At 59.9% G+C, this 19,143-nt stretch carries 17 protein-coding genes and 1 pseudogene; 1 reads left to right on the forward strand and 17 read right to left on the reverse strand.

Features of this window, described 5'->3' with window-relative positions; all coding sequences use genetic code 11:
- Positions 1 to 46: 46 nt before the first annotated feature.
- The 16 genes and pseudogenes from V8P86_RS09210 to V8P86_RS09285 all read right to left on the reverse strand — a co-directional run bounded on the left by V8P86_RS09210 (position 47) and on the right by V8P86_RS09285 (position 16,971).
- The gene (locus V8P86_RS09210) at positions 47 to 1,021 is read right to left on the reverse strand and encodes a PstS family phosphate ABC transporter substrate-binding protein (RefSeq protein WP_336326969.1); all 975 of its coding nucleotides are present in this window, start codon (positions 1,019 to 1,021) and stop codon (positions 47 to 49) included.
- 364 nt (positions 1,022 to 1,385) lie between these two features.
- Positions 1,386 to 2,141, reverse strand: coding sequence for a metallophosphoesterase (locus V8P86_RS09215; protein WP_336326970.1), 756 nt, complete (start codon positions 2,139 to 2,141; stop codon positions 1,386 to 1,388).
- A 95-nt stretch (positions 2,142 to 2,236) separates the two neighbouring features.
- Positions 2,237 to 4,420 (reverse strand): polyphosphate kinase 1, encoded by a 2,184-nt coding sequence (ppk1, locus tag V8P86_RS09220; RefSeq protein WP_336326971.1) that lies wholly within the window; start codon positions 4,418 to 4,420, stop codon positions 2,237 to 2,239.
- A 122-nt stretch (positions 4,421 to 4,542) separates the two neighbouring features.
- The gene (locus tag V8P86_RS09225) at positions 4,543 to 4,743 is read right to left on the reverse strand and encodes a hypothetical protein (RefSeq protein WP_336326972.1); all 201 of its coding nucleotides are present in this window, start codon (positions 4,741 to 4,743) and stop codon (positions 4,543 to 4,545) included.
- Positions 4,744 to 4,843: 100 nt separating this feature from the next.
- Positions 4,844 to 5,791, reverse strand: a complete 948-nt coding sequence (locus V8P86_RS09230; protein ID WP_336326973.1) for an oxidoreductase — start codon at positions 5,789 to 5,791, stop codon at positions 4,844 to 4,846.
- Between the two features lie 82 nt (positions 5,792 to 5,873).
- A pseudogene (locus tag V8P86_RS09235) lies at positions 5,874 to 6,155 on the reverse strand (helix-turn-helix domain-containing protein); the annotation flags it as partial.
- 186 nt (positions 6,156 to 6,341) lie between these two features.
- Entirely contained in the window at positions 6,342 to 7,478 is a 1,137-nt protein-coding gene (locus V8P86_RS09240; RefSeq protein WP_336326975.1) for a glycosyltransferase family 4 protein, read from the reverse strand.
- A 50-nt stretch (positions 7,479 to 7,528) separates the two neighbouring features.
- A complete protein-coding gene (locus V8P86_RS09245; protein WP_336326976.1) occupies positions 7,529 to 8,443 on the reverse strand; it encodes a glycosyltransferase in 915 nt (304 codons plus the stop codon).
- Between the two features lie 59 nt (positions 8,444 to 8,502).
- Positions 8,503 to 10,002, reverse strand: a complete 1,500-nt coding sequence (locus V8P86_RS09250) for a CARDB domain-containing protein (protein ID WP_336326977.1) — start codon at positions 10,000 to 10,002, stop codon at positions 8,503 to 8,505.
- Positions 10,003 to 10,137: 135 nt separating this feature from the next.
- Positions 10,138 to 10,854, reverse strand: a complete 717-nt coding sequence (locus V8P86_RS09255) for a sugar phosphate nucleotidyltransferase (RefSeq protein ID WP_336326978.1) — start codon at positions 10,852 to 10,854, stop codon at positions 10,138 to 10,140.
- Complete coding sequence (trxA, locus tag V8P86_RS09260) at positions 10,855 to 11,298, reverse strand: thioredoxin (RefSeq protein WP_336326979.1); 444 nt, start codon at positions 11,296 to 11,298, stop codon at positions 10,855 to 10,857.
- Between the two features lie 60 nt (positions 11,299 to 11,358).
- Entirely contained in the window at positions 11,359 to 12,054 is a 696-nt protein-coding gene (locus V8P86_RS09265) for a V-type ATP synthase subunit D (RefSeq protein WP_336326980.1), read from the reverse strand.
- Between the two features lie 79 nt (positions 12,055 to 12,133).
- Complete coding sequence (locus V8P86_RS09270; protein WP_336326981.1) at positions 12,134 to 14,407, reverse strand: PAS domain S-box protein; 2,274 nt, start codon at positions 14,405 to 14,407, stop codon at positions 12,134 to 12,136.
- 90 nt (positions 14,408 to 14,497) lie between these two features.
- On the reverse strand, positions 14,498 to 14,701 hold the full coding sequence (locus V8P86_RS09275; RefSeq protein ID WP_336326982.1) for a hypothetical protein: 204 nt from the start codon (positions 14,699 to 14,701) through the stop codon (positions 14,498 to 14,500).
- 80 nt (positions 14,702 to 14,781) lie between these two features.
- Entirely contained in the window at positions 14,782 to 15,582 is an 801-nt protein-coding gene (locus V8P86_RS09280; RefSeq protein ID WP_336326983.1) for an HAD-IIA family hydrolase, read from the reverse strand.
- 42 nt (positions 15,583 to 15,624) lie between these two features.
- Positions 15,625 to 16,971, reverse strand: coding sequence for an MFS transporter (locus tag V8P86_RS09285; RefSeq protein ID WP_336326984.1), 1,347 nt, complete (start codon positions 16,969 to 16,971; stop codon positions 15,625 to 15,627).
- Positions 16,972 to 17,273: 302 nt separating this feature from the next.
- Between V8P86_RS09285 and V8P86_RS09290 the strand changes: the two genes are divergently transcribed.
- Entirely contained in the window at positions 17,274 to 18,275 is a 1,002-nt protein-coding gene (locus V8P86_RS09290) for a metallophosphoesterase family protein (RefSeq protein WP_336326985.1), read from the forward strand.
- Here V8P86_RS09290 and V8P86_RS09295 read toward each other — a convergent pair.
- Positions 18,261 to 19,127 (reverse strand): hypothetical protein, encoded by an 867-nt coding sequence (locus V8P86_RS09295; RefSeq protein ID WP_336326986.1) that lies wholly within the window; start codon positions 19,125 to 19,127, stop codon positions 18,261 to 18,263. The genes V8P86_RS09290 and V8P86_RS09295 overlap by 15 nt on opposite strands.
- Between the last annotated feature and the right edge of the window lie 16 nt (positions 19,128 to 19,143).

Consider the following 19,143-nt stretch of genomic DNA (forward strand, 5'->3'; position numbering starts at 1 on the left):
GTAGCCCCATGTGTGGCCCGTTCGAGACGGTCGTACATTAGTGCTATCAGTTGGCTTCTTCGATTGCGTCTTCGAGTTTCTGCATCTGTTCCTGCTGGACCGAGTCGCTGAGCGGAACGTACCCGACGTTCTCTGCGACGAGTTCCTGATCGGTAGTCTGTTCGACGACGTAGCGAGCGAATTCCGCGATGTAATCCTTGCTGAGTGCGTCCAGCGACGGATACGTGTACAGCGAGCGCGTGAGCGGCTGGTACTCGCCGGATTTCGCCGTCTCCAAGGATGGTTTCACACAGCCCTCGCCGTTGTCGACGCCGACGGCTTTCAGGCCGTCCGGATTCTGGTAGAAGTACGAGAATCCGAAGTATCCAATCGCTTTCTCGTTACCCTTCACGCCCTGTGCGATCTGGTTGTCTTGCTCCGTTGCGGTGTAATCGCTGGTGTGGCCACGCTCCGACCCCTGGATATTCTCGATGAAGTAATCGTACGTTCCAGAGGTGTCAGCAGCGCCGTAGCGTTCGATCTCTTTGTTCGGGAACTCGTCGCGAACCTCGTCCCAGGTATCCACCGAATCGGACTCCCAGATCTGTGCCAGTTCCTCGACGGTCAGACAGTCGGCGAAACTGTCTTCGCTGACCACGACGGTCAGCGCGTCTGTCGCGAGCGTGAGTTCCATGTACTCGACGCCGTTCTCACCACACAGGTCCTCTTCTTCGGACTGGATCGGGCGGCTCGCGTTGTTGAAATCGGAATTGCCGACACAGAAGTGGTTGGAGAACCCACCACCAGAACCGGTTCGGTTGACAGTTGGGTCGACATCGGAGTTGTTGCTCCGGAACTCCTCGCTGATCGCGCTCATCAGCGGATAGACCGTACTCGATCCCGTAATCGTGATCTCTTTGGTCTCGTCACCGGATGTCGATTCGGTACAGCCAGCCAGTGCGAGTCCACCGGCACCAGCCGCGGCCGTCAAAAATTTTCGTCGTGATGCTGTCGAAACCGCCTTGGACGTGTCCTCCGTCATTACCCGAATCGTGGTGAGAGTTGCATAAATACTGTGCTAATTGGGATATAGGCTGCTCTGGTACAATATTTTGAAGTACCATAATCTATATAGGGCTATATATTGGTGTTGTTGTCGAGCTATATTCGATCGTGCCCCACGGAGTCGCCAGCGGTCGGCACTTACAGAAATTCACAGTGGACGAACTGGACGCGGGCGATGTCGTGGTGACGACGGAGTGTCTTTTTCGATACCAGCTCGTTCGGGGCTGGTGCTGTTCAGTCTGGCGTTGTGCAGGCGTGCAGAGAACAACTCCACCGCCGAGGCGAGCCAACTGTACGACGAACTCGATTGGACAGGGTGATCCGGACGGAGACTACAATCGCTACGCTGTCGAGATATCGAGAATCTTGTCCTCGGAGCGCTCCTGGTAAGTCTCCGTCGCCGGGACGGAGTAGAGTTCGCCAGTGTGGTACTCGTACGCGGTCAGCGATCCGCCGTAGACACAGCCGGTATCTAGTCCGACCGCGTTGTCGGTCACGAAGGGGGAATCGAGGACGGTGTGGCCGAAACAGACCTGGAAGGGGCCGTCGTACAACTCGAACCAGAACGGGCCGTCGTAGCCGTTCGACGGCGGTACGGCACGCATCTCCAGCAGATCCTCGGGTGTGTGTGCAGCCAGCGGGCTGGTCGGGTCGACACCGCCGTGGACGATCAGCGCATCACCGATGCTCACGACAAGTGGGAACGACTCGACCGAATCCGCGATTTTCTCGAAGGGATCCGTGTCGATCCGGTCGTGGATGATCTTCGCCTCGTTGTTCCCGCGGACGCTCACCGCGTTCGGCCGCGAACAGACGAACTCGACGACGGCGTCGGTCGCTGGCCCCTTGCGAACGAGATCACCGACGAAGACGACGAGATCGGAGTCGGTGGGCGCGAGTCGGTCCCAGAGCAGGCGCAGTTCGTCGATACAGCCGTGAACATCCCCGACGATGTAGACGTTGTCGTACTCGTCGGCGGCGAATCGGCGGTGCTTGTGTTCGACATCCTCCGCGAAGTCCGGCAGTTTTCCGGCGGGCGTGGTACCGGTCTCGGGCGCGACTGACTGTGGGTTCGCTGTTCGGTTCTCGTGGGCCATGCTCGGACGGACTCTTCGTTCACGTATTACTCCTGCTAGTTTTGGTACGAACGGATATATAGTGCCCTGACGGGGACGAACGGATCGGGACACCTCTATCGGGAGTGATCTCTGGCCTCTTCGGTCAACTGTGCTTGTGCGTTTCGGGCTACGTCTTCGCTGGGCTGACGTTGCGTGTAGCTCCCGTCGGGGTGCAACTCCCAGGCTTTGGTGTTGTCGGTGAGGTTCAGTTCGAGGATGTGTCTGAGTCGTTCCTGTAGTTGTGCGTCGTGGATCGGAACGACCGCTTCGACGCGGTTGTCGAGGTTTCGCTGCATCCAATCTGCCGACCCGATGTAAAATTGCTCGTCGCCGCCGTTTCGGAAATAAAAGATACGCGAGTGTTCGAGAAACCGATTGACGATGCTCACGACGTTGATGTTCTCGCTGACGCCGTCGAGACCGGGACGGAGCCGGCAGATATCCCGAACGACGAGGTCGATTTCGACACCCGCCTGTGATGCCCGATACAGTTCTTCGACGATTTCGGGATCCTCCAGTCGGTTCATCTTCGCGGTGATCTTCGCTGGCCCGCCCGCCCGTGCGTGCTCGGCTTCTCGTCGGATGTGGTCGACGAAATGCTCTCGCATATTCCCCGGCGCGATGAGCAACTCGCTGTACTGCTCGTGTTCCGAGTTTCCGGTAAAGTAGTTGAACAACTGGACGAGATCCTGTCCGATCCGCCGGTTGGCGGTGAACAGCCCGAGATCCTCGTAGCGCTTGGCCGTCTCGGAGTGATAGTTTCCGGTTCCGATGTGTGAGTAGAGTTCGACTCCGTCTTCCTCTTCGCGGACGACGAGTGCAGTCTTTGTGTGGGTCTTGTAACCGATCGTCCCGTAGGCGACATGGATTCCCTCTTCTTCGAGTCGCTGTGCCCACTCCAGGTTGTTCTCCTCGTCGAAGCGAGCCTTGAGTTCGACCATCACTGCGACCTGCTTGCCGTTCTCGGCCGCGTCGATTAGCCGCTGGATCACCGCAGAATCGCTCGCAGTCCGGTAAATTGCTGCCTTGATCGCGAGCACGTCGGGGTCGGTCGCGGCTTCGTCGAGAAACCGCTGGACGGTGTCGGTAAAGGAGTGGTAGGGGTGATGAACCAAGATGTCGTCAGAGCGGATCTCCTCGAAAATCGACCGATCTGTGGCCTCGTAGCCGGTGTCGAGCCGCGGGTGTGGCTGTGGCGTCCAGTCGGGGAGTTTCAGTTCCGGCCGGTCGAGACCGGTAAGCGTCGTGAAATCAGAGAAATCCAGCGGACCCTGCAGCCGGAACACCTCCGACGGACCGACATCGAGATTTTCCAGAAGCGGTTCGAGCATCTGATCGGACATGCCGGCTTCGACTTCCAGCCGAACGACCGTCGCGAACCGTCGTTGCTCGATCACCTCCTCGGCGAGTTGGAGCAGATCTTCTGCGATCTCTTCGTTCCGGCGGACCTCGGCGTTGCGCGTCACCCGGAAAGCCGCGTCTTCGAGAATCTCGGCGTTCGGGAAGATCCGGTCGAGATTCGCCCGGACGAGTTCTTCGAGGAGGATATACCGTGTCCCGTCACCGATCTGGACGAACCGCGGCCTGTTTTTCGGCATCTTGATGCGTGAAAAGGTCGCCTCGGTATCGCCGGTGTGTTTCGTCAACACACCGAGGGACAGCGAAAGATTCGAGATGTGTGGAAACGGCTTCGCCGAATCGATCGTCAGCGGCGTCAGCGTGGGTAAAATTGAACTCTCGAAGTACGTGTCGACCTCTTTCTGCTCGTCGGCACTCAGGTCGTCGTACGGACGGATCTCGATCCCGGCGTCTTCGAGGGCGTCGCCCAGCCCGTTTCGGTAACACTCCACCTGTCGTTCGAGCATTGGCTGGGCTTCCGTGAGCACCTCCTCCCAGTGTTCGGTCGGCTGACGGCCGTCGGGCGTACGCTCTGTGACCGATGCTGCCCGCTGTTGTTTCAACCCGCCGACGCGCTTCATAAAAAATTCGTCCATGTTCTCGGTGAAAATCGCGAGAAATTTGACCCGCTCGAGCAAGGGATTGGTCTCGTCGATCGCTTCCTGTAGCACTCGCCTGTTGAACGCGAGTTTACTCAGTTCCCGGCTGAGGTAGTAGGTCGGGTCGGTGAGACTAGCTTCATCGTCGGACTGGCCCCACTCACAGGCGGTGTTTCCGCTGTTGACGTGGCCAACTAACTGTGCTCTGGTCTCGAAACTACGCTCGCAGGTCGGACACTGGTAGACGTTTCCTGAATTCATCGGTTGGACTCTGGAGCCGGGACGGCTCTGTACACCGATGCGGTTCTGGTTCAAAAAAGACCTCCTATGAATGATATGTACCAGTACGTACCGATCTATGCGGTGTCCGTGCAGTTTTGTTACTATCTCGGAATGTACGGGTTCGCTCGTGCAGTCACCTCCGAAACCCACCGGGTCGCCCGTTCGGCTTCGTCGGTTTCGTCCTGAATCGTTCTGAATGCTTTCCCCCCACAACTCGGACACTCCGTCTGGAACTCCGTCACTGTGTCTTCGCAGGCGAGGCAGGTGTACTGTCTGACCGCATCAGGGTGTTCGAGGCTCATATGCTGATTTCTGGGGACGATTCGCGTTCCCACTCGTATCCACTCTCAGGTCCCTAAGAAGCGTTTATATGAGTTGTACGTACAGCTCTGTTCGACCAATTCATCCGCTGTACTCGACCCCAGTCAACTCTTCGGAGACAGCCCACAGCCGTTCGGCCGTTTCCTCGTCGCGGGACCGTTCGCTGGAGTTCTGGATCTCGGGCGTGCCGCGCATGTTTGCGAAGCCGCCGGGACCGACGTACTCGCCGCCAGTGATCTCCTCGTGGGTGGCCGCGTACAGCATCGGCAGAGCACCGGCCTCGGCAGACTGTGCCAGCACCGCGTTCGCGACTTTCATCGCCGCCAACCGGAGTCGCGATCCGGCCATCTCGGGGCCACGCTTCTGGAGATTCGTCGCGGCATATCCGGGATGACAGGCCGTGCTGAGCACGTCTACATCGGCCGTCCGCAGCCGCCGGTCGAGTTCGTAGGCGAACAGCACGTTTGCGAGTTTGCTCTGTGCGTACGCGCTCCACTTGTCGTAGGAATCTTCCCAGTGGAGATCATCGAACTCGATTTTGCCGCGTTCGTGAACGCCGCTGCTGTGGGTCACCACGCGGGGCTGACCACTCGTCGATTCGAGGACGTCGAGAAGATGTCCGGTCAGCGCGAAGTGGCCGAGGTGGTTGACGCCGAACTGCATCTCGAAGCCATCCTCCGTTTCCTGACGAGGAACCGCCATCACACCCGCGTTGTTGCAGAGCATGTCCAGAGAGTCGTACTCCTCAACGAACGATTCCGCGAATGATCGAACTGATTCAAGATCCGCCAGATCGAGTTCTCGGACAGACAGCGAGGCGGCGGGGAACTGTTCACGGATCGAATCCCGAGCGGACTCACCGCGTTCGACGCTTCGGCAGGCCATCACAACGTGGGCTCCCTTCTCGGCGAAGGCTTTCGTCGCCTCGTAGCCGAGCCCCGAGTTCGCACCCGTGAGTACCACTGTCTGCCCGGACTGATCGGGCATCGACGATTTCGTCCAGCCGTCAGAACCGAATATCGATCTCATACCCATTCGTCGGGCCTGAAACGATTGAATGTTACCCCGCGTACGGTGGCGCGGGGAATCCTGCTCTCACGAAGGCAGGCTTCCCCTTCTCCTTCTTCTTGCGAAGATTCGAGAGGTTCCGGTGGAAGCGAGCGACAGTTTCTTGTGCGGCCTTCGAGTGCAGTTCACCGAACAGTGGCCATCGTCGTTTCCACTTGGGGAGTTTGTTGTTCTGGTCGTACTCGCTTGGTTTGTCGTCGTCAGGGCTGTTCTCGTAGTCCCATTTGACGTGGTTGTAGAGTTGGCGATGAATGTCGAGATGGTGTTCCAGTCGTTCCGCTACTTCTTGTGTCGGGTAGGCGTGGTAGCGGTGACTGTATTCCATCGCTGTCTTGTGGTTAGATATGCGTCCAGTTATTGGTTTGTTTTCCCAGTTGTCGGCTTCATCCTCGACCGCGGTGTTGACGCAAATCGAAGATTTGCAAAAGCCGAAAACCTGTGTTTTTCGGAAGGTCGGGCTATTCGCCTCGCCATTCAGTATAAAAACCGCCGATCACACCCAAAACGACCGCTACGCCGCTTCGAGAATCGACCGCCACCGCCGGACTGCCCCCTCGAAGCTGTACTCGGCGGTGATCGTCTCCCGGCAGTTCTGGCTCATCTGCGGGAGGTCCTCGTTGCGGAGAATCCGCTCGATTTCCGCGGCAATCGCCGCGCCGCGCTCGTCGGCCATCAGAAAGCCGGTCTCTCCCTCTCGAACAACGTCCGGAACGCCTGAGACGGGCGTCGCGTACGCCGGCGTTCCGCAGGCCATTCCTTCGAGAATTGCCGTTGGCAGTCCCTCCGTCGGGTGCGAGGGGACGACCTGCAGACGAAGGCGGTTCAACTGCTCTGGCACGTCCTCTCGGTCGACCCAGCCGACCACATCAACGACACCTGCCTCGATCTCCTCGGCCAGTTCCTCTTCGAGTAGCTCCCGATATGAGCCGTCGCCGACGAAGACGAACGTAACGGTATCTGGCAACTGTTTCGCCGCCGCCGCGAGTTCGGGCACCCGCTTTTCCACGTCGAGACGGCCGATGAACCCGACTGCCTGCTCGCGCTCCGCGAAGGGAGTCGTCACGTCGAACTGCTCGGTGTCGACGAAGCGGGCCCCGTTCGGATACAGTTTGTCGCTGTATCGATCCAGTCCCAACTGCTCCGCCATCGAGGGGGTGTAACTCACGACACCGTCAGCCAGCCGGTAGCTGGCACGTTCGAGTGCGGACACCAGTGCCGCCAGTGCTCGGGCAACGAGTGCCGGAAGTTGCTCTTCCCAGCGTAACCGCAGGGATAGTGGCACGTCTCCGCGGGGGAGCACGAGCACCCGCTTGCCGAGCACCTGCGACCAAAGCACCGGCAGGAGATACGACGTAGTGCCGAAAAACAGGACTGTACTCTCCTCACGGCGGGCAATCGCCCGGCACAGTCGGAGCTGGTTCAGGACGAACCGGACGGCTTCGACGAGGACGTGCTCGCCCGTCCCTTCGGTGCTGAATTCGACGATTTCGTGATCCTCCCGCATGGGCGCGTCTTCTGGAAGGTTCGCGGTCAATACGGCGACGGTCGTAATCTCGGCGATGATGTCGGCGAGGTCGTGTGCGTGGTCTTTCGAGACACGGCTCCGCTGTGGCTGGGTAACCAGACAGACGCCATCCTCCTCGCTCATTCGTCTCGGCATTTTTCCCCCTCCCGCTTGAACGTACCGCCAGCGAGTCGTCACTGGGTGAGTGCCGCCCGGAGGTAGCCGACCCCGACCAACCCAGTCAGGACGAACAGCATGACGAACTGCGCGATCTTCGCTTTCGACGGCGTCCGGACCAGGGCGGCGAGTCGCCGGGGAACGTGATCGAGGAGCAACTCCCGCAGAAAGCCGGCTTCCGAGCCGATATCAGCAGTCGTCTGTTGGCCGAGCCGATACTTCGACTCCCCTTGCTGGAGCGATTTCTCGACCAGCCACCTGAGCGACAGCCGGTAATCGAACACCTTGTGCTCGACGACAGCGTCAGGTTCGTAGACGACACCGCGGTCGTATGCTCGTTTGAGTCGCGTCCCGATTTCGGCACCCTCGGAGTGGCTGTAGGTCGTCGCCGTCGGGCCGAAGGAGGTATCGAAGCCTCCGAGGTCGAGAAACACGTCACGCCGAAAGGAGATGTTCGACTCGTAGGTGTTTCTGACCTCCTCGCCGGCCTCGGCGAATCCACGGTGTGTTACGCCCACGAGCCAGTAGAACTCCTCGGGGAGATACCACGGGTCGCCGCCGAGCCACTGGCCGGCCATCCGCCCGCCGACTGCGAGTGCGTCAGTCTCCTCGTAGACGGCGACCAGGTTTTCGATCCAGTCAGGCCGGGCGACGGCATCGTCGTCGATGAACGCGACGATATCGCCGGCTGCCCGTTTCGCCCCCTTTGTCCGGCTGTAGGACACTCCGCGGTTGGTCTCGTTGCAGTGGACCTGAACGTCCGGGTCGCCCCCAAATTGCTGCTCGATCCGCTCGGCGAGGTCGTCGTTCCCGTCAGAGATCACCACGGTTTCGACCTGATCGTACCGCTGGGCCTGAAGGCTCTCGACGGCCTCAACGAGGTCGGGAAAGCGCTCCGACGCATGCGTACAGACGACGACAGAAACCTCCATTACTCCGGACAATTCCCGTCGGGCGAATAAGCGTTGTGACCGCGCGCTGGGTCAGTAGCTCACTCTCGGGTGAAGTCGAAGTCGTAGCTGAGCTCGAACCAGGCCCGGCCCGATTCCTCGACCGGAATGCCCAGAACGCTGTTCAGGACGCCGTCGTCGGTCGTATCCTCGACGGTGAACTCGTTGTCGACGATGGTCGCCGTCCCCGAATCCTCTCCAAAGTCGGCTGATCCGGTCAGCGCTCCGCTTTCTTCGGTCGTCGCCGCAATTTCGTAACTGAAGGACTGATCGCCGCCGACGGTCACCGTAAGTTGGCCTTCGACGGTCATCCGCTCCTCGGCCTCGTCGAAGGTCCCGCTCAGCCCGTTGGGTGCTTCGACTTGCGTATCGAAGCCTCGAACTGTGAACGACTCGAAGTTGACGCTCGTACTCTCCCACTGTCCGTCCGAGACAGTTCCTGCGAGGCTAAAGTTACCCGGTGGGAACGAGATTCCGTTCTCCCTGGCGTCCGATTCGTTGTCCTCGTCGAAGGCAGTGAACCCGCCGGTGTTCGTGCCGTCGAGGGAACTGATACTCCCGCCCGCGCTCGCGACCAGTTCGACGGTCGTACTCGTCGTCTTGCCGCCCTCGATCGTGACCGTCTGCGTCGTCTCCAGCTCTGCCGACGCGATCGTCAGGTCGTACTCTCCCGGATCGAGTTCGAGCGTGAGAATCCCTTCGGAATCGGTCGTCTCTTCGATATCGTCGCCGGTGACGGTCGCCCCGCCGACGCCGACCCCGTCAGCATCGACGACGGTCAGTTCGAGCGTCCCCGGTTCGACGGGCACGAGCGTGAGCGATCCCAGTGCCTCGTCGTCTGGCGTCCAGATGCTGTGTTCGTCGACATCCAACGAGAGACTACTCGTATCTACCTCGCTGAACTCGACAGACTGCTGTCCCTCAGCAGCGAGTGTGATCTCCTGTTCGACGACTGTTTCACCATCGACGCGCAGTTCGACCGGTTTCGTGTCCTCGACCGGTCCCTGGTTGACGATATCCGCACTGACTGTCAGCGGCTGGCCTTGGTCGAGCTCGGCCACCTGTGGGTCGATATTCTCGACGACGAACTCACCGTCCGCAATCGTCAGCACACTACTTCCCTCGCTGTCCTCGGTCAACACCGTAAACTCGTATTCGCCAGTGTCCAGATCCGTCGACGGGCTGAACGTCACGGATCCTTCGGCTCCGGCTTCCAGTTCGAGTTCTTGGCTGTCGACGACCTCGCCGTCCTGCCGGAGTTCGATCGTCTTCGTCCCGCTCTGTTCGCCCGAGTTCGTGATCTGGGCGGTGAGTTCGACCGTCGCCTGCGCGGCGACTGTCGTCTCGTTGAGACTGACATCACCCACGTCGAAGGTTGCCGGCGTGGGTTGGTCGTTTTGCTCGTCCCCGTTCCCGTTGTTGTCTCCGTTGTCGGTCTCGTTTCCGTTTTCGTCGTCCTCCGACCCGTCGTCCCCCATACACCCTGCAACCGTCACGGTCATTGATCCACCCGCGAGCACCAGTAATTCCCTACGTCGCATATCAACCGCATCTCGCCGGGACCGTAATAGTAGTATCGTTTCAAAGTACTCCGCATTTACTCTTTCAACTTATTTATCCCGGAGAGTCCGATCCTCAGCCGGCTGATTGGGACCGCTACTGCCTTCGTAGGACCCTCAGCTCTCTTCGCTCCGCAATCGTTCTGTGACCGTCTCCCGGTCCGCCGGTGTATTGACGTTGTAACACCAGCCGTCCAGTTCGACGGTTTCTAGCACGTGTCCGGCCCACAAAAGCAGCGAGATGGCGTCTGTGAGTTCGTATTCGCCAGTCTCGTTCGGGGTTACGAGCCGACAGGCGTGGACGATTTTCGGCGAGAACGCGTAACAGCCCCGTGGCACCAACCGCGAGGGTGGCTCAGTCGGCTTCTCGACGATGCCGGTGATTTCCCCGTCCGTCGTCTCGAAGACTGCGCCCTTCCCTGCCTCCGGTTTCGGTACTTCTTCGACCAGTGCCGTCACGTCGGCGTCAGCCTCCCGGTGGCGAGCCACCAATTCCTTCGTGTTGGCCCGGATGACGTTATCGCCGTTCAACAACACGAAATCCGTCTCGATTGCTCCGGCGGCCCGACACACTGCATCGGCCAGTCCGTCACGAGACTCCTGTCGGACGTATGTGATTGGCGTCCCTTCGAAGGAATTTCCATAGTATTCGCGGATCTGCTCGCCACGGTAGCCGACGACGACGATCAGTTCAGTTATCGACAGCGCAGTCAACTGCTCGAAGACGTGTGTCAACAGTGGTTTGCCAGCGACCCCGACGAGGCCTTTCGGCTGTTTGGCGGTCAGCGGGCGCATCCGCGTGCCTTCGCCCGCGGCCGGAACGACTCCCTGCATTCAGCCCGCTCGCTGGAGGAGTTGATCGAGGGTCGCGCGGTCCTGTGCACCGACGACTCGCTCGACGGGCTTGCCGTCGGCGAAGACGACCAGCGTCGGCACGCCCTGTGCGCCGAGTTGCTGGGCGAGTCGCTGGTGGCGGTCCACGTCGACCTTCGCTACGGCCGCGTCGCTCTCGGCCGCGAGCGATTCGATAGTCGGTTCCATCATCTGACACGGCCCGCACCAGTCCGCGTAGCAATCGACCAGCACGACATCGTGGGCGGCGGTGACATCCTCGAAGTGGGACTGGCTCTCGATTTCGATCGGCGTTGTGGGTGTCTCTCCCCCGCCGTCGTTCGCTTCACCGCTTTCCACGGATTCGCCCGATTGCTTCGCTTTCAGCTCCTCACGCTTCTGTTGGCGGATCCGTTCGAGTTCGTCCAGTTCCTCGCTGTCGCTCATCAGCCGTGTCTACGCCGTCAGTTCTGTAAAGTGTAACGACAGGTGAAAGCGAGCCGAAAATTAGTCGTCCGCGGAAACGGTCTCTTTCTCGCGCTCGGCTTCCTGTTCGGCCTCGCGCTCTGCTTTCTCCTCTTCTTCTTTCTTGGCCTTGATTTTCTTCAGGCGGAAGATCTCTTCACGCTCTTGCTCTTCGAGTTTCTGCTCGATGTACTCCTGGTTCTCCCGGAGGTCGGGAAGGAGTTTGAACTCCAGGGCGTTGACACGCCGTTTGGTGGTCTCGATCTCGTTGAGCATCTTCTTCATCGCCGTCTCGACTTCGGCGGCGAGGATGATCTGATCGAGCAGTTCTTCGTAGGCGTCGGCGGCCTCGTCGATCCGGGCACTCGTCCCGAGCACGCCGTACCCCCGCTCCTGCAGGTTTTTCTGGACCTTCGTGGACTCGATCTGTGGGACGACCACACCCATGATATTTTTCGACTGGGTGGTGATCTCGGGGTGTTCCTTGAGTGCGGAAGCGGCCCCGCGAACCGCCACGTCGCCCTCGGTCGCGCGTGCGATATCGATCGCGCGCTGGGCGTCCTGGTAGTTCGCTTCGAGATCTTCTCGAACGTCCTGCGCCTGATCGAGAATATCCATAAACTCCATGATCAGGCCGTCACGCTTCTTTTCGAGTGTATCGTGCCCACGCTCTGAGAGTTCGATGCGGTCCTCGATCTGCATCAGATTCTTCCGCGTGGGTTTGACGTCCTCGGCCATTTGCTGACCACTATTCAGCGTAGCCAGTTAACCGTTTCCGAACGAACCCGACCTACCGACCTCTAATGCACCCGCCGCCCTACTCCTCGATAGATTCGACGCCCGTAATCTCGAAGCGAGCACCGCCGGTCGATCCCTCTGTGGCCTGAATCTCCCAGCCGTGGGCGTCGACGACGCGGGCGACGATACTCAACCCGAAGCCGGTGCCGTCTTCGGTCGCAGAGTAGCCCGACTCGAACACCTCTTCCCGCCGCTCTGGTGGGATCCCGGGGCCGTCGTCTTCCACGTAGAACCCTTCTGGGAGTCGGCCCAGAGTAACCGTCACGGCGTCACCGCCGTGCTCGACAGCGTCCTGCCGAGTGTGCGAGTCAGGGTTCGTGGAACCGTGTTCCACGGCGTTGCGGAACAGGTTTGCCAGTAGCTGCCGGAATCGATTGCGATCCGCGGTGAGCGCACCGTCCACGTCGACCAACAGTCCTGCATCTCCCGTGTCGACGGTTTCCCAGCACGCTCTGGCACACGCATCGAGATCGATTCGTTCTGTCTCTAAGGCCCGGTCGCCTTCTCGCGCTAGCCGTAGCAGTTCCTCGATCAGGACATCCATTCGCTCGTGTGCTTCGCCAACCTTCTCCAGATATTCACTCTCACAGTCTTCTTCGGCGAGTGATAGCCAACTGTTGGCAACCTGCAAGGGATTCCGGAGGTCGTGGCTGACGACGCTGGTGAACTGCTCCAGACGCTCGTTCTGTCGCTGCAGTTCCTGCTCGCGCTGTTCGCGCTCGGTTACATCAGTTGTTAATCCAATCACCCGCTTCGGGCCTCCGTCTTCTTGGATGTAGCCAAGTGCTTCCAGCCATCGATGGTCTCCGTATTTCGGATTCTTTCGAAAGACGTAGCTGAAGACTCCTTTCTCCCCGTTCCGTACGCGCTGCACGACATCGCGCATCTCCTCGACATCGTCCGGGTGGACGCTCTCCTGCAAGAATGGTCCGAGCCCGGCAATCTGCTCGCTCGAAACCCCGAACAGTCGTTCAGATGGCCCCAGTCCAGTCTGTATCTCGTTTGCCTCGAGATCGACGGCCCAGATCACGGAATCGGTCGCATCGAGTGCGAACTCGACTTGTTCGTAAATTTGTTCGAGTTCCTGCTCCCGACCGAGTCGGTCCAAGGCGGTTTCTGTGTGCTGGACGAGGAGTTTGGCCAGTTCGACGTCCTGGCGCTCGAAGGCGCCGAGCGCACTGTCGATCACCTGAAAGACCCCGTATCCGCTGATCGGGACACTGATTGCGGAGCGAATTTCGTCTGTCTGCGGGTTTGCAGCCGACGTTTCACTAACGTCGTCGATGAGATAGGCTTCATCTTGCTGGTACGTCTTGCCGGCCAGCCCCTCGTCGACTTCCAACGAGGGCGGAACCTCGAAGGGGACGTGCTCAGACATCGCCTCCACGTTGAGGTGGCCGTCGTTTTCGATGGCGATTGCAGCTTGATCGAAGTTCAGGATCCGTCCCGCAGCGTCTATCGTCCGCTCGTAAATTTCCTGCTGGCTCGAACACGCAGCGAGGTCGTCGACGATCTCGTGGAGTTCGGCTATCGCCTCCTCACGGGAGCGCCGATTCGTGATATCCTGAAACTGTGAGTACGCTGTGACCACGTCGCCGTCGCCGTCAGTTACGACGCGGTTGTGCCACTCACAGACGATCTGTTCGCCGGTTTTGGTGCGGTTTTCGTTGACGCTGTGGAATCCGCCTTCGACTTCGAGAAGGTTATTGACCAGCGTGTCGATTTCGGACTCGGCCGTCTCCGGTACGATTTTTCGCCAGGACTCCCCGAGGAGTTCCTCCTCGGAGTATCCGAGAATCTCCTCACAAGCGGGGTTGACGCTGACAATCTCGAAGTTGTCGTTCCACTCGATCACTCCGAGCGGGCACTGTTCGATGAACAGCGAGAGCTGTTCGTGCCGATCCGATATCTCCCGACAGTCCCGATACTGATCGACGGCCTCCCTGATCCGACTCTCGAGTGTCTGGCTGGTGTGTTCATCCTTCCTAAGATACTCGGTCACGTCGGCGGAAATCGCCCGACTCGCGACCGCCTCCGAGCCCTGTTCTGCGTAGAGCACGAAGGGGAGATCTGGGTCCTTTGTCCGGACAGTTTCGAGGAGTTCGACCCCATCGCCGTCCGGCAGGTCGTACGCTGAAACGAGACAATCGAACTCTCGGTTGACCTGTTTTCCGAGGGCTTGCTCGACACCTGGTGCGGTCTCGACACTGAGTCGGTTCGAGTCGAGTTCGAGTTCCTCGGCGGCCTGATCCCCACTGACATACAACACGTCGATTTCCTCGCCGCCACTCATTGAATATGCATGTTGTTCGGTAGCGATGATATAAAAATACGGGTGATTGTTGGTCGAAATACATATTGAATCGAGACATCTCGGCGGCGCTCAGTCGTCCGCTGAATCGGTCTGTCGTCGATAGTAGAGCTGTGAACCCCAGTAGACAAAGGCCCCGAGCAAGAGGAGATCGAACAACTGCTGCGCAGAGCTGTCTCCGTTAAAAAAGCGAAATGCCCACAGACCGAGAATCGCGACCATCAACACCCCGAAGCCGTTCCTGGCGGCTCGCATCACCGGATCTGCTTCGACCATTGCCGATACATAGACTCGCCCGGTATAAACAGACACCGTCTCCGCCCATCTCGTCGCGGGCGTTGCCAGCCAACCACCGTTCAGCGCGCTGCAGTGATCTCTCCGAGAACGGAGTCGATTTCACCCAGACTGTCGATGACGTAGTCGGGCTCGATATCACTGTCGGCGATGTCCGCCCGGTCGGAGACTCCTGTCAGGACGAGGACGGTCGTCATGCCGGCCCGATCTCCCATTCTGAGATCTGTATCGAGGCGGTCCCCGACGACCAGACACTCCGAGGGTGCTGCGCCGAGTCGATCCAGTGCCGCGTCGAGTGCCGCCTCCGAGGGCTTGCCGAGAATCGCATCGGGGTCCGTTCCGACGACGGCGGCGACCGAACCGATGATCGCACCCGATCCCGGAACCTCCGTCCCGCCCTCCATCGGAAATGTCCTGTCGGGGTCGGTTCCGAGAAAGGTCGTGTCGTCGTCGACCGCAGCGAGTGCATCCCGCATATCTGCGAACTCGAACTCTGAGGTCCACGACGCGACCAGTACGTCCGTCGCTTCCGGGTCGTCGGTCACGTCGAGGTCGGCTGCCCGGAACTGCTCTCGAAGCCCGTCGGCCCCGATACAGAAGATCTGCTCTCCCGAATGGTTCTCGACCAGATACTCCGTGGTCACGACGCCGGACGAACAGGCTTCGCCAGACGAGACGTCCAGTCCCAGATCGGTCAGTCGTTCGACGTAATCATCGCCATCTTTCAGTGGGTTGTTCGAGAAAAAGAGCAGGTCGAGTCCGGCCTCACGGAGTGAGCGAATCCCTGCTGCCGTCCCGTTGCAGAGTTCGCCGCCCCGGTAGACCGTGCCGTCCAGATCGATAATCGCGCCGCGCATTGTCATTGCTCTCCTAAGGGTCGGAATCGAAATAACGTCGGCGGTCGCTTACTGGTAGGCCGCGAACTCCTCGCCGAATACGAGGAAATAGACGGTCCCGATTCCAGCGATCACCGTCGCAATCCCGAAGGCGAGCGGTTCGCTGCCCGCGAACGAAATACCGAGTCGCTCGATACCGAATCCGCCGTAGATTGCCCCGCCGATGGCTGCACTGGGAATGACGACCGTGTTCCTGACGAGGTAGTACGACCCCGCCACGCGGCCGCCGGTGTCCCGCTCTGCCGGTCCGACGATCAGTGCCTTGTGTGCTGGCAAGCCCGCGAAGCGAAGCCCCGAATAGGCGAACAACAGCGCGACGACGGCAGAATTTGCTGGTGCGCTGATCAACAGGATCGGAAAGAGTGCGTACACAGAGAAGCCGACTGCGACGACTGGCTTCAGCCCGACCGATTCGGCCAGTTTCGCGGCGATGGGCATCGAAATCAGTGCGATCAGCATCTCGATTGCCAGCAACACCCCGAAAAACACCTCTGGGGAGAGCGCGAGCGGACCGATGTCGAGTCCGACCCGCAGGAAATCGGTGACGACGATGACGAAAAAGACGTAGACCATTCCGTTGCCGAAGCGGACAAGGGTATCCGCGACCAGCAGGGAACGCAACTCCGAAGGGAGCGACCTGAGGTCGGCGAGGATCTCTTCGATGCCCTCGAAGGATTTTCCAAGCGAGGTGTCCTGCGGTTCGTAGAGGTAGTGCTGTGTTGTCGTCGCGAGCAGTGCGAAGACGACGGCGACGGCCAGGACGACCTGAAAGCCGACGGCGAACTCGACGAAGACAGCGAGGAGACCGGCTGCCAGAAGCGGCCCAATTAGGAAGGCGGTCCGTCTGAAGACTTCGGTACTGGCGAAGCCGCGAGCGAGTTGTGACGGCGGGACGGACTGCTTGACGATTGCGAAGGTAGCGCCGAGGCCGAAGGACTTCCAGGCCTGTGCCAAAAAGAGGCCGACGAAGATCCAGAACCACGGCTCGATGGTGACACCAAGAATCGACAGCGTCCCGAGTGTCGGCGCAATCAGCCAGACGACGAAGCCGGCCGTCGAGCACAGTCCGAACAGCGTCAGTGCGAGTCGCGAGCCGAGGCGGTCGGAGAGCCGCCCTCCGGGGTAGGGATAGGCCGCGCCGATGATGTTGCCGACGGTTCCGAACAGCCCGATGACGAACGAACTGGCTCCCAGTGCCTGCATGTACTGGGGGATGTACCGGCTGGTCATCTGGAAGGCCAGACTGAACGCGAACATCGCAATCGAGAGGACGAGCACGTCGCGCTCGAAAGAGAGAAACTGCCGGAACGGATCGAGCAGTCCCGCCGACTCGTCGGATTGCTCAGCGGCGGTCATTCTTCTCCCTCGGCGGCGGCCACTGTCGAACTCACCAAGCCGCTCATCAATTGTTCTTTGGCCGCCGGTCAGCAAACGCTTTGGGTGCTGTTCGCAATCGACTGGGGGCACTTTCGTTCGGAGTGAGTCCCGTCTCTATAGACTGTTGGCGGCCCATAGAAGCCGACTCCGCGGCGATATCGAAAAACACTGCTATGTTGGCTCTGTAGTGATCCCGAGGGCACCGGTCGCCTCCCGAGAGAGCTGAGTTGGACAGTCGCCTATTATAAACGCTCTTGGCTTTCTCCGTCGGTTTCCTTCTCATGGCACGCCGCTCAACCCAGCCACGACCGGACACCGTGATCGATGGCGGTCCGCTGACTGACGGTGCGCGTCGACTCGCTCGGTTCGACCAGCCTCGCGGCCGAGAGACGACCATCGCCGTCCTCGCGGACCCTCACCTGAGCGGGACGGCACACGGGACGATCAAGATGTACCACCGGAGCAAACAGCGGTTGGAAACGGCACTGACCGATGCTCGGGGTCGTGACGTGGATCTATCGGTACTGGCCGGAGACATCACGAAAGATGGTGAGCGGGCGGAGTACGAACTGGCGACGGCACTTCTGCGCAACGGTCCGGACCCGACGATTGCCGTGCCGGGCAACCACGACGTGGCATACGACGGTGACCGCGGCCCAGTCCCGGACGGCAACGCTTTTGCCGCGTGGCGTGGCCAGCGTGGCTTTCCGCGAACGCACTCGTACGGCGGGGTGGACGTTCTCGCGCTCGATAGCACCCGAACCGATGGGACGACCAAAGTTGGCGGGGCACTGACGACCGAGACTCGTGGCTGGCTTGCGGCCCTCCCGGAACCGTCTGGCCCGCGTATCGCTGTCTGTCACCATCCGTTCGGGCCTGTTCCTGAACCGTTCGGAAGCGCTCTCCCGGATGGATCGTATCGACTCACAAATTCGAGAGTGGTCGCGGACGAACTCGTCTCCGCGGGCGTCGACCTCGCCGTTACCGGACATGTTCACTGGCCGTACGTGACGGAGTACCGCGGCCTCACCGTGATCGGCGCACCGAGTGTCTCCTCGTTCCCGCCTGCGTACTTCCTCGTTCAGATCGACGCGACGGGAACGACAGTGTCGCTCGTCCCGCTGGCCGGGGAGACAGGGCTCACCGAGGCGTACGAATTCGCGCTCGAAGACGAAAACAGAGGCGATGCGATCAGAGAGGCAGTGTCGACCGGCTACTTCGATTCGCTGCTCGGCCGTTCGACTGAGTCTCCGACGGCCGACTCAGTCTCAAGCGTCCTCTGAACTGTTGCCGTCGACTTTCTTCTCGACGGTCTTTTCGACTCTCTCCTCGACAGTTTCCGCGACAGTCTCCTCCATCGTCTGCTCGACGGTCTCTTCGACAGTGTCCTCGACAGTTTCGGCGACCGTATCCTCGACTGTCTCCTCCACGGTATCTTCGACTTTCCCTTCGACCGTCTGTTCGACGGTTTCTTCGACGGTATCTTCGACTTTCCCTTCGACTGTTTCGGCGACTGTCTGCTCGACCGTATCTTCGACTTTCCCCTCCACTTTCTGCTCGACAGTCTCCTCAACGGTCTCCTCGACCGTTTCGGCGACAGTTTTCTCGACCGTGTCCTCGACTGTCTCTTCGACAGTCCCTTCGACCGTTTCACCGACGGTTTCCTCGACTGTTTCACCGACTGTTTCTTCAACTGTCTCGCCGACAGTGCCTTCGACGGTTTCTTCGACAGTGTCGCCGACCGTTTCTTCGATCCCCTCACCGACGGTCTGCTCGACCTGTTTCTCGACGGCCTCGCCGACGCTTTTCTCGACAGATTCGGTCACACTCGACTCCACCTGTTTCTCGACAGCTTCGCCGACGCTCTTTTCGACGCTCTCGTTGACCGAGTCGTCGACCTGCTTTTCGACGCTCTCTTCGACACTTCGCTCGACTGTCTCTTCGACAGTCCGGGTCATCCATTCGGGATCGAACCGTCCCATCTTCCAGACAACGTGCAGCGTGTACGAGAGGATGATCCCGACACCGAAGGCAATTCCCGTCGCTTGCCCAACCTGGGACATCATGACGAGTGCGGCAAGAAGCAAAACACCGTAGCCAAGATCAACGCCCATATCGACTCTCGATGGATCCATACTCTTCTTTCGCTGG

Origin of the sequence: Halovenus anhuiensis, assembly GCF_037080055.1 — an archaeon.
Classification (GTDB): domain Archaea; phylum Halobacteriota; class Halobacteria; order Halobacteriales; family Haloarculaceae; genus Halovenus.